The organism is Bacteroides fragilis (assembly GCF_019583405.1).
GTDB classification, from domain to species: Bacteria; Bacteroidota; Bacteroidia; order Bacteroidales; family Bacteroidaceae; genus Bacteroides; species Bacteroides fragilis_B.
This window is the reverse complement of sequence record NZ_SZUU01000004.1, coordinates 453,175-470,420: the sequence shown is the minus strand read 5'-3', so window position 1 is coordinate 470,420 and position 17,246 is coordinate 453,175. Positions and strand designations below refer to the sequence as shown.

General features: G+C 45.4%; 13 protein-coding genes and 1 pseudogene. 9 read left to right on the top strand and 5 right to left on the bottom strand.

Features of this window, described 5'->3' with window-relative positions:
• Window positions 1-10 precede the first annotated feature (10 nt).
• On the top strand, window positions 11-1,438 hold the full coding sequence (locus FDF36_RS12090) for a TolC family protein (protein WP_220391487.1): 1,428 nt from the start codon (window positions 11-13) through the stop codon (window positions 1,436-1,438).
• 148 nt (window positions 1,439-1,586) lie between these two features.
• On the opposite strand, the gene FDF36_RS12085 is transcribed toward FDF36_RS12090, so the two are convergent.
• Window positions 1,587-2,867: an O-acetylhomoserine aminocarboxypropyltransferase/cysteine synthase family protein gene (locus FDF36_RS12085; RefSeq protein ID WP_005790318.1), complete on the bottom strand. Its 1,281-nt coding sequence runs from the start codon at window positions 2,865-2,867 to the stop codon at window positions 1,587-1,589.
• Window positions 2,868-3,036: 169 nt separating this feature from the next.
• Here FDF36_RS12085 and FDF36_RS12080 point away from each other — a divergent pair, with 169 nt between their 5' ends.
• A complete protein-coding gene (locus FDF36_RS12080; RefSeq protein WP_220391486.1) occupies window positions 3,037-4,077 on the top strand; it encodes an N-acetylmuramoyl-L-alanine amidase family protein in 1,041 nt (346 codons plus the stop codon).
• Between the two features lie 181 nt (window positions 4,078-4,258).
• Window positions 4,259-5,215, top strand: a complete 957-nt coding sequence (locus tag FDF36_RS12075) for a homocysteine S-methyltransferase family protein (RefSeq protein ID WP_220391485.1) — start codon at window positions 4,259-4,261, stop codon at window positions 5,213-5,215.
• A 35-nt stretch (window positions 5,216-5,250) separates the two neighbouring features.
• Here the strand turns inward: FDF36_RS12075 and FDF36_RS21465 are convergent.
• A pseudogene (locus tag FDF36_RS21465) lies at window positions 5,251-5,422 on the bottom strand (HPP family protein); the annotation flags it as partial.
• Window positions 5,423-5,578: 156 nt separating this feature from the next.
• On the opposite strand from FDF36_RS21465, the gene FDF36_RS12070 reads away from it, so the two are divergent.
• The 4 genes from FDF36_RS12070 to FDF36_RS12055 all read left to right on the top strand — a co-directional run bounded on the left by FDF36_RS12070 (window position 5,579) and on the right by FDF36_RS12055 (window position 7,471).
• A complete protein-coding gene (locus tag FDF36_RS12070; RefSeq protein ID WP_220391484.1) occupies window positions 5,579-5,842 on the top strand; it encodes a hypothetical protein in 264 nt (87 codons plus the stop codon).
• 151 nt (window positions 5,843-5,993) lie between these two features.
• The gene (locus FDF36_RS12065) at window positions 5,994-6,134 is read left to right on the top strand and encodes a hypothetical protein (RefSeq protein WP_220391526.1); all 141 of its coding nucleotides are present in this window, start codon (window positions 5,994-5,996) and stop codon (window positions 6,132-6,134) included.
• A 35-nt stretch (window positions 6,135-6,169) separates the two neighbouring features.
• Window positions 6,170-6,919, top strand: a complete 750-nt coding sequence (cfiA, locus tag FDF36_RS12060; RefSeq protein WP_220391483.1) for a CfiA family subclass B1 metallo-beta-lactamase — start codon at window positions 6,170-6,172, stop codon at window positions 6,917-6,919.
• 225 nt (window positions 6,920-7,144) lie between these two features.
• The gene (locus FDF36_RS12055; protein ID WP_220391482.1) at window positions 7,145-7,471 is read left to right on the top strand and encodes a DMT family transporter; all 327 of its coding nucleotides are present in this window, start codon (window positions 7,145-7,147) and stop codon (window positions 7,469-7,471) included.
• Between the two features lie 9 nt (window positions 7,472-7,480).
• On the opposite strand, the gene FDF36_RS12050 is transcribed toward FDF36_RS12055, so the two are convergent.
• Together FDF36_RS12050 and FDF36_RS12045 are read right to left on the bottom strand one after the other, a co-directional pair.
• The gene (locus tag FDF36_RS12050; protein ID WP_220391481.1) at window positions 7,481-8,167 is read right to left on the bottom strand and encodes an HAD family hydrolase; all 687 of its coding nucleotides are present in this window, start codon (window positions 8,165-8,167) and stop codon (window positions 7,481-7,483) included.
• 71 nt (window positions 8,168-8,238) lie between these two features.
• Window positions 8,239-9,030 carry a histidine kinase gene (locus FDF36_RS12045; RefSeq protein ID WP_220391480.1) on the bottom strand — a complete coding sequence of 264 codons (792 nt, stop codon included), beginning with the start codon at window positions 9,028-9,030 and terminating at the stop codon, window positions 8,239-8,241.
• 383 nt (window positions 9,031-9,413) lie between these two features.
• Here FDF36_RS12045 and FDF36_RS12040 point away from each other — a divergent pair, with 383 nt between their 5' ends.
• A complete protein-coding gene (locus FDF36_RS12040; RefSeq protein WP_220391479.1) occupies window positions 9,414-10,391 on the top strand; it encodes a lytic transglycosylase domain-containing protein in 978 nt (325 codons plus the stop codon).
• 44 nt (window positions 10,392-10,435) lie between these two features.
• Window positions 10,436-11,329, top strand: a complete 894-nt coding sequence (locus FDF36_RS12035; protein ID WP_220391478.1) for an ion transporter — start codon at window positions 10,436-10,438, stop codon at window positions 11,327-11,329.
• Here the strand turns inward: FDF36_RS12035 and FDF36_RS12030 are convergent.
• Window positions 11,319-17,159 (bottom strand): DUF4011 domain-containing protein, encoded by a 5,841-nt coding sequence (locus FDF36_RS12030; RefSeq protein ID WP_220391477.1) that lies wholly within the window; start codon window positions 17,157-17,159, stop codon window positions 11,319-11,321. The genes FDF36_RS12035 and FDF36_RS12030 overlap by 11 nt on opposite strands.
• Window positions 17,160-17,246: the final 87 nt, after the last annotated feature.

Below are 17,246 nucleotides of genomic sequence, written 5' to 3'. Positions count from 1 at the left end.
ATAAACAAGCATGAAAAAGTTAATCATATCCCTTGCCGCTATCCTCGCCCTAAGCAGTTGCGGCATCTACTCCAAATACAAACCCGTCACGGAGATTCCCGACGGACTTTACGGACACGAAGGAACAGACACCCCCGGGTTGACTTCCGCCGATCCGGAAATCCAACGAAGTGATACTGCCGCCAACTTCGGCAACCTCAGCTGGCGGGAGGTTTTCACCGACCCGTATCTGCGCGTACTGATCGACTCTGCCCTCGTGCGCAACACCGATCTGCGCACTGCCCACTTACGGGTGAAAGAGGCTGAAGCTACCTTGCTTTCCGCACGCCTCTCCTATCTGCCGGCTTTTTCACTTTCTCCGCAAGGTACGGCAAGCAGCTTCGATGGCGGAAAAGCTACTCAGACCTATTCACTGCCCGTCAGTGCCAGTTGGGAGATCGATATCTTTGGCCGACTGACCAATGCCAAACGTCGTGCCCAAGCTGTCGTGGCCCAAAGCCGAGATTATGAACAGGCGGTGCAGACCCAACTGATTGCCGCCGTGGCCAACAACTATTTTACCTTGTTGATGCTCGACGCCCAGATCGAAATCTCCACCGCTACGGAAGCTGCCTGGAAAGAGAGCGTCGCCACCACCCGTGCCATGAAAGCAGCGGGAATGGTGACCGAAGCTGCCTTGTCGCAAACCGAAGCTACCTATTATAATATATGTACGACTCTGCTCGATCTGCAAGAACAGCTCAACCAAGCCGAGAACGCCCTTTCTTTGCTGCTGGCGGATGTCCCCCACCGTATCCCCCGCGGACGTCTGGCCGACCAACAGCTCCCGGAGAATCTATCGGTAGGCGTACCCCTGCAGATACTCTCCAACCGGCCCGACGTACGCAGTGCCGAACAGTCGCTGGCACAGGCATTCTACACTACCAATGCCGCCCGTTCCGCCTTCTACCCCTCGATCACACTGAGTGGCAGTGCGGGATGGACCAATTCGGCAGGTGCCATGATTGTCAACCCCGGTAAGTTTCTTGCCACAGCAGTAGCCTCTCTTACCCAGCCCTTGTTTAACCGCGGAGCAAACATCGCCCAACTCCGCATAGCCAAGGCTCAGCAGGAAGAGGCACGCCTCAGCTTTGAGCAGACCTTACTCAATGCCGGGAGTGAAGTCAACAATGCTCTGGTACAATATCAGACGGCACGAGACAAATCGGCCTATTTCAACCGTCAGGTAGCCTCTCTGGAGAATGCTGCACGCAGCACGCAACTACTGATGAAGCATGGTAACACGACTTACCTGGAAGTGCTCACCGCACAGCAGACACTGCTTAATGCGCAACTCTCCCAGGTGGCCAACCACTTTACCGAAATCCAGGGAGTCATCACCTTGTATCAGGCATTGGGAGGAGGCAGGGAAACTGCCTCCGGAGAAAGAAATTCTTAACAGAAGAATACAGCCTAACTTTTCAACCTTTCTTAAATGATGACGACTGTCTGTCCGGTACCTTGTGTACCGGGCTGCACAGAAAAAGCCCGTACTACCTCTTCTCTAACAAAAAGGATGTACGGGCTTTCCTGTTTTAAACGGTATCTTATGCGTTCAGCGCCTGTTCGATGTCCGCGATAATATCATCCGCATTTTCGATTCCCACCGACAAGCGGATCAGATCCGGACGAACACCGGCTTCTATTAATTGTTCGTCTGTCAGCTGGCGATGCGTATGACTGGCGGGATGAAGCACACATGTGCGTGCATCGGCTACATGGGTAACGATGGCCGCCAGCTTCAGCGAATCCATAAACTTGATGGACAACTCACGACCGCCTTTCAAGCCGAAAGAGATCACACCGCACGAGCCATTCGGCATATACTTCTGCGCCAGTTCGTAGTATTTGTTGCCCGGCAGACCGCAATAGTTTACCCATGCCACCTTGTCGTTCTGCGCAAGATATTCGGCTACCTTCTGTGCATTGCCACAGTGCTGAGGCATGCGCAAATGCAACGTCTCCAAGCCCAGATTCAACAAGAAAGCGTTTTGCGGACTTTGAATACTGCCCAGGTCACGCATCAATTGCGCGGTTGCCTTTGTCATATAAGCGCCCTTGCCGAAAGCCTTGGTATAGGTCAGTCCGTGATACGATTCATCCGGTGTGCAGAGTCCCGGGAACTTGTCCGCATGGGCTTCCCAATCGAAGTTTCCGCTGTCTACGATGCAGCCGCCTACACTGGTGGCATGCCCGTCCATGTATTTAGTAGTGGAGTGAACCACGATATCGGCTCCCCACTCAAACGGACGACAGTTGATCGGTGTCGGGAATGTATTATCAACAATCAAAGGCACACCATGACTATGGGCAATGCGGGCGAATTTCTCAATGTCGAGCACTTCAAGTGACGGATTGGAGATGGTCTCGCCGAACAGTGCTTTCGTATTCGGACGGAAAGCCGCCGAAATCTCTTCTTCACCAGCATCGGGGCTGACGAAAGTGACATCGATACCCAATTTCTTCATCGTTACGCCAAAAAGGTTAAACGTTCCACCGTAGATGGCCGACGAACAAACAAAATGATCGCCCGCCTGGCAAATGTTGAATATGGCATAGAAATTGGCAGCCTGTCCACTGGAAGTCAACATAGCTCCCACACCTCCTTCGAGAGCGGCAATCTTGGCGGCTACAGCGTCGTTCGTCGGATTTTGCAGACGGGTATAAAAGTAACCGCTGTCTTCAAGATCGAACAAGCGGGCCATCTGCTCACTGGTTTCGTATTTAAAAGTAGTACTTTGATAGATGGGCAGCACGCGCGGCTCGCCCTTTTTCGGAGTCCATCCTGCTTGTACGCACAGGGTTTCGGGCTTGAATTGTTTTGCCATAATGATATTGAGTTTACGATTATATTGCCTTAAAAAAGTTATATCGACGCAAAAGTAGAGAAAATTATTGGTTTAAAAGGCTATCTTTGCGAGCGAAAAAGCAAAAATTCACCTTAGAAGTCAAACAATAGCACAGCAGCCCGAGCCTGCATCTTTTATACGTAGCGATATGAAAAGAAAACTCTGTCTTCTCCTGTTCTTCTGTCTTTTATTGACTGCCCCGGCTTTGCGGGCACAGCAGAAAGCCACTCCCAGATCCGGTGAAGGTATCTCTACCTTCCTCCTGCGCCACAACCGCGCCCCGAAGAAATACTACAATGATTTCATCGAACTCAACAAAGCCAAACTAGGGAAGAGCAGAACTCTTAAAATGGGTGTCACTTACCTGATTCCCCCTGTCAAGGAAGCGTCAGCCGCCATTTCCGGAAAAACGACGGAGGCAGCAGCCGAAAAGACATCCGCACATCACCCGCGCCGTACGGAAGTCAACGAGCCGCTCTTCGGGAAGTGGCTTTCAAATGTCAAGGTCACTTCCAATCGCCTTGCCGGTACCTGCTTCTATGTTGTCAGCGGACATGGCGGTCCCGATCCGGGCGCCATCGGACGCGTTGGCAAACACGAACTCCACGAAGACGAATATGCCTACGACATCGCCCTTCGCCTTGCCCGCAATCTGATGCAGGAGGGTGCCGAAGTCCGTATCATCATTCAAGATGCCAAAGACGGCATCCGTGACGAGGCTTATCTCTCGAACAGTAAACGTGAAACCTGCATGGGCTCTCCCATCCCGCTGAACCAGGTACAGCGCCTTCAGCAGCGTTGCGACAAAATCAATGCCCTTTATCGTAAAGACCGCAAGAAGTATAAATACTGCCGCGCCATCTTCATTCATGTGGACAGTCGCAGCAAAGGTACCCAGACCGACGTCTTCTTTTACCACTCCAACCGCAAAGCCGAGAGTAAGCGCCTCGCCAAAAACATGAAGGAAACCTTCGAGTCCAAATACGGCAAGCATCAACCTAACCGGGGGTTTTCGGGCACCGTAAGCGGACGCAACCTCTATGTTCTGGCCCACACCACGCCCGCCTCTGTTTTTGTTGAGTTGGGTAACATCCAGAATACCTTCGACCAGCGTCGCCTGGTGATCCCCTCCAACCGGCAGGCACTTGCCAAATGGTTAATGGAAGGATTTAGGAGGGACTGTAGATGAATGCTTTGAACGATCAACGATGAAGAGAGAGGTTTTATAAAGAACTATAAATAAACGAAACCTCTTGTTTTTCTGAAAGATTACAAAAGGATGTGAATCTACTGAGGACAGATGACCAGGGTGAGCCGATAAATCCTATATTTGTTGCCGGATGTAAAGTAAAACTTCTAAAGTCATTTTTATGGAACAGCTATCTTTTATAGAATTATTCCGGACTTCTCCTTTTATTCTCACCGAAGGTGCTATCGTAGAACGTTTGCGTCACGAGTTTCACATTCCATTGGACAAATATATTATGCACGCCGCACTGATCTACAACGACTCCCATCGTGAGGTTCTGGCATCCGTCTACCGACAATACCTGCAAATAGCCACTGAATTCCGCCTGCCACTGATGCTAATGACTCCCACCCGCAGAGCGAACATCGAGCAAATAGCTGAGTCCGACTACCGACATAAAAATGTACTGGCAGATAATATGACCTTTCTTTCCCGCTTTCGTGACAAGGCCTCCACTCCCGTATATATCGGTGGATTGGCCGGATGCCGCGGCAATGCGTATGACGGCCGCTACTATCTGTCGGTAGAAGAAGCTATGGAGTTTCATTTCCCGACAGTCCGCACGTTGGCACAGTCGGGAGCGGACTATCTGTTTGCCGGCATCATGCCGCAATTGACAGAAGCCATCGGGATGGCCAATGCCATGGCTGCAACAGGACTACCTTACATCATCAGTTTCATGGTATGTCGTGACGGGCGTCTGATAGACGGTACTTTCATTCACGATGCTATCGATGCCATCGAAAAGGAAACTTCTACCCGTCCCCTTTGCTATATGGCCAACTGCATACATCCCGATGTACTGCATCAGGCATTGCGACATCCTAGAAATGATACCCCCTTGGTACGACAACGTTTTCAGGGTATCCAAGCTAATGCCTCTAACCTCAGTCCGGAGGAACTGGATGGATGCGATCATCTGATTTCTTCTTCACCGGAAGAGTTGGCAAGCAGGCTGATGACACTACTGTGGGACTTTCCGTTAAAAATCTGCGGAGGCTGTTGCGGAACCAACCAACAGCACATGCACCGCTTCGCAGAAATGCTGGCTTACCACCGTGACAACAGATTATGGTAATTACCCGCCTCAGCAAGTAGAAATTATCTGCTAACGCCAGACTTCCAAACTCGCTTATCAATCACCCACAAGCCGACAGTGGGCGCTACCATCTCCAGAAAGATAATCTCTTTCTCACCCGTCCATTCCCATTCGGTCATAACGACCATCAAGCATCACTACGAAAACAGAGAATACATCATATCTGACTTTTTTCGTTTTGTCTATCATGAAGTCTAATAAAGATCCGCAGAGATAGCCATTTCTCAAGATCCATTCCTCCTTAACAACTATCGAATGGAAATTTAACCATAAAAATTCGACTATCATTCAATCATAATCGTCCCCAATTTGTTATTACACTAAGTTTAACATTAAATTCTTATGATCATGTCCGATTTTACTCCAAAACCGTCCGACAAACTGACAGCAAGTGAACGTAAAGAACTGGATACCTCCGAATTCGGTATTCCTGAATTAAGAGAGTTCCCCATCCACGATGCCGCCCATGTACGCGCGGCAGAAGCCTACTTCAGGTATGCGCCCGAAAAGTATAAAGCGCAGTTGGCACGAAACATCCTGGCCAAAGCACATCTTTTGGGAGTGAATGTAAAGAGCTCCACAATTTTGGAGTGGGCGGAAAAATAACAGGGGACAAAAGAGATAGGGGTATTAGTAGTAAAAGCAGAAAGTTTTAGAAGGCCTAAAAAGCAATAGGTTACGGATAAGCAAAGAGAATCCCGAATTATTTTCTATTTTTATATTCGTTATGCTACTTCACTGATAAAAACTACTGTATATGAGTTTCTCGGGATTTGTTTTTGATATGATCAGGCGCAATAAGGAAAACAGGGATCTGCTTACTTTGCGCCGGGAACGGATGAAGGACCTTCAAGGTACTAAACTTTCCCAACATCGGGAAAACAACCATAAGATGTAGATGTTAGTTTGAATAAAGCATATAAAAAGAATAAAATGAAAACAGTATTTATCCTTATCTCCATGCTTTTCCCTGTTGCAGTTATGGCACAGAAAAGCGTAAAAATATCCGATGACATCAGTATCACCCAACTCTCTGACAAAGTGTACACTTATGTATCCCTCGCCGAAATCGAAGGATGGGGCATGGTACCTTCCAACGGAATGATTGTTATCAACAACCATCAGGCAGCGTTGCTGGACACACCGATCAATGACGCACAAACGGAAACGCTGGTCAACTGGGTGGCGGACTCTTTGCATGCCAAAGTCACCACGTTTATCCCGAACCACTGGCACGGCGATTGTATTGGAGGACTGGGTTACCTGCAAAAGAAAGGTGTCCAATCATACGCGAACCAAATGACGATAGACCTCGCCAAGGAAAAAGGATTGCCCGTACCGGAACATGGATTCACCGATTCACTGACCGTCAGCCTGGACGGCATGCCTCTCCAATGTTATTATTTAGGAGGCGGACATGCGACCGACAATATCGTGGTTTGGCTGCCGACAGAGAATATCCTTTTTGGCGGATGTATGCTTAAAGACAATCAGTCGACAAGCATCGGCAACATCTCGGACGCGGACGTGACGGCATGGCCGAAAACTCTCGATAAGGTAAAAGCCAAGTTCCCCTCAGCCCGCTACGTCGTGCCCGGACATGGCGACTATGGAGGAACCGAACTGATAGAGCATACCAAGCAGATCGTGAACCAATATATAGAAAGCACCTCAAAGCCATAGCCCGAATTGTAGGCATCTACCCGGTATTCTATGAACGAAGAGGCAAGAACTTTTATCCCGTCCACAGAGTATAGCACCGGCCACAAACGAGACATAAAAATATCAATTGAACAACACAACAGATCCTTGTTTCATCTACGGCGTAGCACGGATAAGTCTTTTTTTATCAATTATTAAGCGTTTCTTCCCGATTATTAGCGATCTTTGCCATCAAAAATAAACGATATGAATTGGATTATCCTAACGATTGCCGGATGCTTTGAGGTACTGTTCACTTTCTGTATGGGGAAAGTGAAAGAAACAACTGGAACGGAAATGTACCTGTGGTTCACCGGATTTCTGATCTCGACCCTGATCAGCATGCTACTACTGGTGAAAGCCACCCAGAATCTACCTATCGGCACAGCTTATGCCGTATGGACAGGGATAGGCGCTGTGGGCACGGTGCTCGTAGGTATCCTTGTGTTCAGGGAACCCGCCAGTTTTTGGAGGCTCTTCTTTATAGTGATGCTGATCAGTTCAATAATCGGGCTGAAGATGGTTTCGCATTGAGGGGGAAGTTCATCCCCTCAGCACCTCCGGTAATTCCGCCAACGAACGGATCATCAAATATTCCTGTTCCGTTTCGGAGATCTCCTCATGTTTCCACATTGCCTCAGCCGGCACATGGATAGCATGCCCGCCCAACGATAACACCGGAAGCACATCTGATTTCAGCGAGTTGCCAACCATCAAAAAAGATTGCGGAGCAACATCCAGTGAAGAGATCAGTCGCTGATAATCCTGCGGCGCTTTGTCTGTCATAATCTCCGTATGATCGAAATAATGCGCAATCCCCGAACGGCGTAGTTTTCGTTCCTGATCCAGCAAGTCACCTTTGGTCGCTACAACCAGTTTATAATCATCCTTCAGAGTCTCAAGTGCTTCCGGCACTCCGCTGAGCAGACGGATAGGCATCTCTAACAGTTCTTTTCCCATCTCTACAATGCGTCCGATAACTTCTGCCGACACGCGGTTACGACTAATCTTTACGGCAGTTTCTATCATAGAGAGCGTGAACGGCTTAGCTCCATATTTATAGATTTCCATATTCTCCATCTCTATGCCAAACAGGCGGGATGAAATCTCTTCTGCTGTTCCGTATTCGCCAAGCAACCGGCAAAATTCACTCTCAATCTTGTCGTAAAACACCTGATTGTCCCATAACGTATCGTCTGCGTCGAATGCGATCACTTTTATTTGCTGCATGTCTCTTTCTTTTTAACTTTGCAAAGGTACGTTTATAGATTGATATTGACAACGGAAATATTAGCCTTTGATTATGAAAAGAGTAATGACATGAAATTTGCATTCTCCTCCTGTTCTCCATCTTCTTTATTATGGGTACCACAACTGTTCTCCATCAACAAATCACGATATATCAGACAGAGCCGCATAGGCGAATGATAAGGTTCATATGTGCTGACCGGAAGTTGTGACACCGTATGTAGGGCATCTGCTATTTTCATCGCCATCCGTTTATTCTCCTGCATCCGACGAAAACAGTCTTCCCGTTCCTCAAGGCTCTCAGCACGTACCATTTGCGACGCAAGCTCCTCCATAGTATTGAGGGGTTTCCGGAGTTCTTTACTGACATGAGCAAAAAAGGCTGCGCGCAAACGGTCTGCCTGTTCGACACGCTCCTTTTCGATATGCAGACGGTTGCCCTCCATCACCTGTGCAGTAATATTCTTAACGTATCCTTTCAGATAGTAAAATCCATTACCCAATGGTTGACAAGTTACAACATGATTTTCAAGATAAAAGTCTTCTCCGTTACCATGAATCTTATACCGTATTCCCTCCTGAGGAGGACGCCCGGCATGAATATCAGCCATGAACCGAGTAACAGTTTGCGCATCTTCACTGTTCATCAATTTCAGATAATCCAACGGATCGACATACTGTAATTCATCATGCCGATGAATGGTATCGGCAAATCCGATATAACGCAATTTTCCCGTTTCGGTACTGTATGTCCACATACCAACTCCTGCAATTTTCAGCATTTCCAGCAATACCTTTTCCCTGAAAAGGGCATCAAGGCTCTCTTTACGATGTTTTTTCGTCATTCTATAATGATTATGTATACTTAGATGGTCCTGAGTCGTTTTTATAGCTAAATCTATCTTATAAGCCGATAGTCTATTTAATTGCATAGTACATCTCCGAAAGATGTTTGTTAAAATACAACAATTGGGAAAAGAAAAGGTTCGGTAAAGAACCGGTACTTTCCAAGTGAAAGACGATCATAAAAAAAATCATGCAGATTATCTCCTGCCAATATTAGAAAACAACCAACATAAATTGATATCTTATACTATGGAAACGACAACAAAAACAAGTATAGGTACCACTACAGTCGACATCCGTTACATATAATTAACGTATGAACATCTTCCTGGGTTTAATCCTTTTGTTTATCTTTACCCCACTAATTAACAAAAGAATTGTCATGAAACATATATCTATTAACTATATTCTCACTACTACACTTACTTTAGGTATCGGCATCAGCATCCCTTTTCTCGTAAGCAGCACTTGTATCAACGAACAACACTCCGTACAGTCCGAAGTCCCTTATTGCGTCACCCCTCCCACTGTTCCCGAACTGGCCGTATTTGATGGTGACACAATCGACCTGCATCGTTACGACCGCCGGGAACGTATGGACCGTGAACTGATGTCCTTCACTTACATGCACTCCAGTACTATGCAGATGATTAAACGAGCTAACCGCTACTTTCCTGTCATCGAACCATTGCTGAAAGCCAACGGCATCCCAGACGATTTCAAATATTTGATGGTAATAGAAAGTAGTCTCAATCCGATAGCACGTTCTCCGGCCGGTGCTGCCGGTTTATGGCAATTTATGCCCGCTACTGCCCGCGAATTCGGGCTTGAAGTAAACGAAAATGTAGACGAACGCTATCACATTGAGAAAGCTACCAATGCCGCCTGCCGCTATTTCAAACAAGCTTATGCCAAATATGGGGATTGGATGGCTGTCTCCGCTTCTTACAATGCCGGACAAGGGCGTATCTCCTCCCAACTCGACAAACAATTGGCCGATCATGCCATGGACCTCTGGCTTACCGAGGAAACCTCACGCTATATGTTCCGCCTACTGGCTGCCAAAGAAGTATTCGGCAATCCACAACGTTTCGGTTTTCTACTGAAACGGGAACATCTCTACCCTGCCATTCCTTACAAAGAAGTGGCGGTATATACAGAGATAAGCGACTTGAGCGACTTTGCACAGAAACAAGGCATCACCTATGCACAACTTCGCGATGCCAACCCTTGGCTTCGCGGTTCATCACTAAAAAACAAAACCGGGAAGAAATACGTTTTACATATACCCACGCAAGAGGGCATGAATTATGATCCTCGTAAAACAGTTCCTCACGAACAGAAATGGGTGATTGACTAATGGTTAATCAAACGAGTACATTGGTATATTAATATATTGGCACATTGAAACGTGATTCTTGGCTCCATCGTTTTTTGCACAATCAGCCGCTAAAGCATAAGCTGTATGTCATTATCTTCGAATCCGATACACCCGCAGGGAAAGCATTCGACGTAACCCTTATCATATGTATTCTGCTGAGTATCCTACTTGCCATAATCGAAAGCCTGCAAGGTCTGCCTTCCTGGCTTTCCACTCCCTTCATCGTGCTTGAATATCTTTTTACAGGCTTCTTCACATTTGAATATATCACCCGCATCTATTGCTCGCCCCAGCCACGGAGATATATCTTCAGCTTTTTCGGTATCATCGACCTTCTGGCAACATTGCCGCTCTACCTTGCCTTCTTCTTACCCGGCGCACGCTATCTGCTGATTATCCGTGCTTTCCGGATTATCCGGGTATTCCGAATATTCAAGCTTTTCAATTTCTGGCTTGAAGGTGAACGCCTGCTCACTTCCCTCCGCGAAAGCAGCAAAAAAATCGCTGTCTTTTTTCTCTTCGTTGTCATCCTCGTCATTGCTATCGGTACTCTGATGTATATGATTGAAGGAACTCAACCTAATACACAATTTAATAATATTCCCAACAGCATATACTGGGCCATCGTCACTATGACTACCGTAGGCTATGGAGATATCACTCCTGCCACTGCCCTCGGCAAATTTCTTTCTGCTTGCGTGATGCTGATCGGTTATACTATCATCGCTGTTCCTACAGGCATAGTCTCTGTATCCATGATGAAAGAATATAAGAAGTTAAAAGACTTACAATGTCCTAACTGTCACAAAACGGGCCACGAAGAAAATGCAACTTATTGTAAATACTGCGGACATAAATTGAATAACTATAAAACTCACCGACAAGAAAATTCGACAAATAACCAGACTATTTCATAAGTATCTTATCCCCTTCGATCTTTACCTCTTCTCCGTCCAACAGAATTTGCACTCCCCTGCGCATAGCAGTTTCCACATTCAGTCCGAAACGAGAAAATCCCAGTAACCGGGCAGTTACCCTCATCAGATCGGCTAAAGGTAAAGCAACCTGTTGTTCCAATATACTTCGAACCGCATTGGCCACCTCGCGAGGAGGTAAATCTACAGCCTCACGCTTGGAATCCACACGGAATCCGGTATATGACTCTGCATCTTCTTTGGTATTCCAGTAGAAAATCAATCCATCAATATCCTGCTTGTAATAAGGAGTCTTATCCAATATACTATCCATCCAAACAATCAAACGGGCTGTCTTCCGAAGAACGCCATAAGCGTCAAAGATTCTGTTAATTAGTAATGAACGGCTAATCGGAGCTTCCGTACACATGACCTCTTCCAATTGTTTTATGATGCGGGACTCCCGACGTGGCATCATCAATTCCCAAGCGGACAGATTTACAGAGCTTAAAGGAGTCTTTTCATAAATCTCCGGTTTCACAGACTTCACTAAACAACGTTGTGCGCTACATAGTAATCCTGCTTTCTGCACTTCACCCGATACCGGAGCCAAAGCAGTTACCTGAGCGGGAAGTCCCAATCTACCACACTGGGCACTCTTCAGCTTCTCCTCTATATAATCAATAACTTTCTGCGAATCTTCCCACCAATCCATAGTCCATACTTTACAAATGTTCCATCCCAACATTTTCAGCACACTACCTTGTACAATCTCCCTATCACGAGCTGTCTTCGCAGTTCGATAATTCTCTCCGTCACACAAGACTCCGAGCAGATAACGAGAGGGATCATCGGGATCGATAATACCTACATCTACTCTGAATCCGGAACATCCGATTCTGGTTTTTACCTGATGCCCTTTCTCCCGAAGTGCCGTAGCAATGAGTGTGCTTATTTCGGAATCTTCGGATGCAGTTGCGTAAGAATGATTCAAAACTCCGGTACCCTTACCGGCATATTCGAGGAAATATTTCAAACCTGCCACTCCTATAGAGGATGTCTTTTTCAGATCAATCTGATCGGCTCTTAACGTAGAAAAGACCTTCATCTCGTATCGGGCACGCGACACCGCTACATTCAAACGACGTTCACCACCATCCCTGTTCAACGGCCCGAAATTGAGACTTACCCTTCCGTTAACATCCGGACCATAGCCTACAGAAAAAAGAATAACGTCCCGTTCATCTCCTTGCACATTCTCCAAATTCTTAATAAAAACAGGCTCTTCACGATTGAAAGCAAGATTCTCTAAATCCGCATCCTGCAAAACGGCATCTGATAACATATCTTCTATCAAAGTCTGCTGTACGGAGCTAAAGGTTACAACACCAATACTCTGATTTCTCAATTCCGGATCGGAAAGTCTGCGAACAATTTCATCTACTACCGCCTGTGCTTCAGCTTGATTCTGACGACTTTTACCCTTATCGTAATAACCCTCAATGGGTACTAAAGTAACTTTAGCAGCCAGATCATCCGGAGACGGAAAAGTCAGCAACTTATTATCATAATACTGAGAGTTACTGAAAGCAATCAAACTTTCATGTTTACTTCGATAGTGCCACAACAAATACTTAGAAGGCATGGATAGAGCCAAACAATCATCCAAGATACTCTCCAGATCTTCTATCTCTATGTGTTCTTCATCAACTGAATTACTGGTAAAGAAATTGGTCGGAGGCATTTGTTTCGGATCGCCTACAACAACTACATGATTTCCACGGGCAATGGCACCTACAGCTTCGCAAGTGGGCATCTGTGAAGCCTCATCAAATACAACCAAATCAAATTTATCATGGTTTACATCGATATACTGTGCTACTGACATAGGACTCATCAGCATACACGGACACATGCGTGATAGCAGATTGGAAATCGAGTCAAATAACTTACGAATAGACATTCCACGTCCGTTACTGCGAATACACTTCTGCAAAATCCCTACTTCGGAACTTTGAGCAGCTGCAAGTACAAACGATGGGATGTTAGAAGCCAGTTTCGTATAAAGTTCTTTTTTTATCAATTCTTGATACCGCGTGTTCAATTCACGAAAACGCCGGATACTATCATTAAATAGCTCCCCGTTAAAAAACTGCAGTACCTGCTCCTTTCCAATAGCATATTCAGTAAAACTACGATAAAATCCTTTCAGATAAATATTCATCATCCGTTCAGTAGGCAGATTACGTTCTGTATATGCTGCAAATACAGAGTTCAGGCCACACGCTTCGAACCGACGGGATACATTCAACCAACGATACCAATCTTTCAATTTCTCTGTGTTTTTCACCCAAATCCCACATTGTCGTAACGCTCCTGCCAACCAGTCGTCTTCACCAGTATGAAGCACTTCTGTGGAAACACCCAACAATTGTAACATCGATTTTTCCAATTGCTTTATGCACCCCCAATCATGCACCAAACCTTCCAACAACTCCCGGTTCATTTGCCGGAACAAGGAATAACCCTCAGAGAGTTGTTCCGCCAACTTCTCCTTAACTCGCCGTACGGACACAGTATCATCTACTACTCCCATCAGAAGCCTGTTTAACTGGAGTATAGCTTCACTCATCACTTCTATATCGTCCCATCGTTCCTCACCGGGATGGGCTTTATTTCCAAATAAGTCCTGAAACCAACGACTATTGTTATCTACTTCCTGTTTTTGCTGCTGATAAAAGAGCAATTGTTGCAAAGCGGGAAGAACATGTTTTTTGCCGACACGGCCCTGAGACGAAAAGAGAGACAGCTCCTTACAAAAACTTCGTTGCTTCAACAAACGAGGAAGAAACCAACTTTGTGTGATTTCTTTCCATTCCTCAAGTTTTTGCTGTGCCGGAAAAGTGAGAAAAGTGTCTTCAAATGTTTGTTTTAACAAACCACAGAGCTCATCTCTTTTTCGTCCATGCTCAATGATCCGCCGTATCTTATCAACATTCTCATCAAGATCGGTTAACAATATCAAATTACCGGTCATGCCGGGAAGTTGCATCAAGGTTTGAATGAACAGAATGAAGTTATCCAATAGTTTCTCCGTACATTTATTCTCTATTCCATAATTAAAAAAGCATTTGTTCATCTTCCCTTGCATCTCCTGCAACAGAATCATATAGTCCTTTAAAAGTTTATCCGCTTCTTCTTTCAGTTGAGAAGAATACTCCATTATATTAATTCCTGTGAGGGGATGATTATGGGAATGTCCACTCACTTTTCCAACTCCGATCAACTCTTCCACAGCATGATTCCATTCGTTAAGTTGTTCTTTAGTCAACGAAGCAAGCAAAGAAGCAGGTATCATTATTTCTTCTGTTTCGTCAATGGAACTATAACGAGTGATGGCCTCGTAGACAGATATACCACAAGGATATATCCAGTGTAATGCCTCTACATATCTATTAATCTGTTGACGCATTTTAAACAGCCTTTCCGCCTCTTCCTTAAACTCTTCCGGCTCCTTATAACGAAAGATTTCAGTTGACTCTTTCAACTGACCCAGTACATCTGTTTTTCGTGCTTTATTAGAATGCAATTCCAAGCAAAATGGGGCTAAGCCTATATTCGTAAGCCTTTTCTGAACAACGGAGAGTGCAGCCATTTTTTCAGCCACGAACAATACTCGTTTGCCCTGATACAGTGCATTTGCTATAATATTCGTAATAGTTTGCGACTTACCGGTTCCCGGAGGTCCATGTAAAATAAAACTTTTCTCATTCACGGCTTCATAAACCGCCTCGAGCTGCGAGGAATCGGCACTGACAGGCAAGGCGATATCAGCAGGTGTTAAAGTACGATCCAGTTCTATGGCATTGGCATCAACCTCTGCAACCTCCCATTCCATTTTGCCACTTATTAAACTGCCGACAATCTTATTTTTACTCAACTCTTCAGCATTTGAATGAATATCATTCCACATGATGAACTTACTGAATGAAAAAGTACCCAGAATCGCCTGTTCTTCTATGTCCCAGCGTTTTTCGTTCATCACCGCTTTCCGAAAGATTGAGAAAATACGTTTCACATCGGCCCCATTTTCATCTTTCGGCAATGAATCGAGCCCAGAGATAGTGATGCCAAAATTTTGTCTCAACATCTCTAATAAAGTGATGTTAAGCATAGTCTCTTCTTCACGGGCACGGATAATATATCCTTTGGACACCGACTTACGAATCATCTCAACGGGCAGCAACAATATTGGAGCATAGCGAGGACGCTCACTATGTTCGGTTTCATACCACCTCAGCAGCCCCAAGGCAAGGTATAAAGTATTCGCACCGTTTTCTTCCAGTGCTATCCTGGAAGAACGATATAAATAAGTAAGCGATTTCTTCAGATCCTGTTCGGTAAGATAAGTTCTCAACCTTTTTTGAGTCAACTCCTGCTTAATCAGACCGGTCATCGGATCAGACTCCGTCAAACCGCCATAAAGCCCGAAGTCGTACAATGGATTATCCCAGTCAGCGGGTTTACCTAAAATCTGAAATTCCATTCCGTCCGAGAAGGCATCTTCCATCTTATCTATGTCCACAGAAATCACTTGAAGAGCATTACGGGTAATACGCAAGTTTAGAAAATTATTACGTAGACTCAGATCAAGTAGCTTGCGTTCCCATAAAAGTTGTTTGGTAAATTCCACATTACAATCCTGATTATCCAAATCGTATTGCTTAATCTCTTCCGGCGCACAAGCGGAGCTAATGTGCAACCCACCTTCAGGAACCTGAGCCACATCTGGACTCGCAGTCCATGCTTTCCCATGCATAACCCGTTGAGGTAAAGGTAGAATATGAACAAAACGGCTGCGAGCAACATCTATAAAACAAGTAAAATCATTCACTGCTAACATTTTGTCATTAGCCAACCCGACCGCAGTATCAAAAGTCACATTGTTTCCATCGTTCATACAAGTAGCTTCTAACAGAATAACTTCGTTGATACCGTCTGCCGTTCGTTTGGTCAACAACGAAGGGTCATCATTTACCGCATCAGGAAATGTTACGTCAATTAGCCAGCACCCTACAAAAGCATGTCCCTTAATGATCACTAGTAACGGATGCAGCCCCATGGCTTCGACACATGAAGCATACAACAGCGACATATCCAGACAAGTCGCTAACTTACCGGAAAGCACATTGTCCGAAAGCCTGACTCGCTGACCGGCATCACCAAAACTGGGCGGAGGCGTACAGTAAGCAATATGCTGTTCTTTAATGGACTCGTACAAAGCAGCCAACTGTAACTTTATCCGATTGGGATTACAACTCTGATAAGCATCTAATGAAGAATTACCAGACCACTCTTTCAATATAGATGATGCCCGTAAAATGATTCCTGTGAGTATAGGGTGATTGGGAACCACAAATGCAGACAAAAGTTCGGGCAACACCTGAATGCCTCCCCATTGATCAAAAGCCAAGATATCAATAGGATATTTCTCCCGAAAAAATTCGTCCGCCCCATTAGAGACTACCAGAACGATACTACCGGACAGACGTTCGGTTTGCTGAATAAAAAAAGAAGGATCCAACGTCAGATGTAATCCGGTTATTTTGATAATCTCACCGGAAGCTAATTTTTCTACCATTACCGGTGAGACTGATGCAAATTCAGGTTCCAGAGTCAGAGATACCTTTAAATCCGTAAGCGGACGTTCTGTATTATTTTTAATAGAAAGCAACCGGATGACAGGTATCCGATTTTGCTGCATGGAATAATTGATAACAGGTAAATAAATAAATTCCACATCCAATTGTGAAGAAGGATTCTCTTGACTCATAATAAACGAGATTAATTAATTCACATTCAAACAATAACACGTGGCAAAATTACATATTTATTTATAAAAGAGGCTCCTTTAATTTAA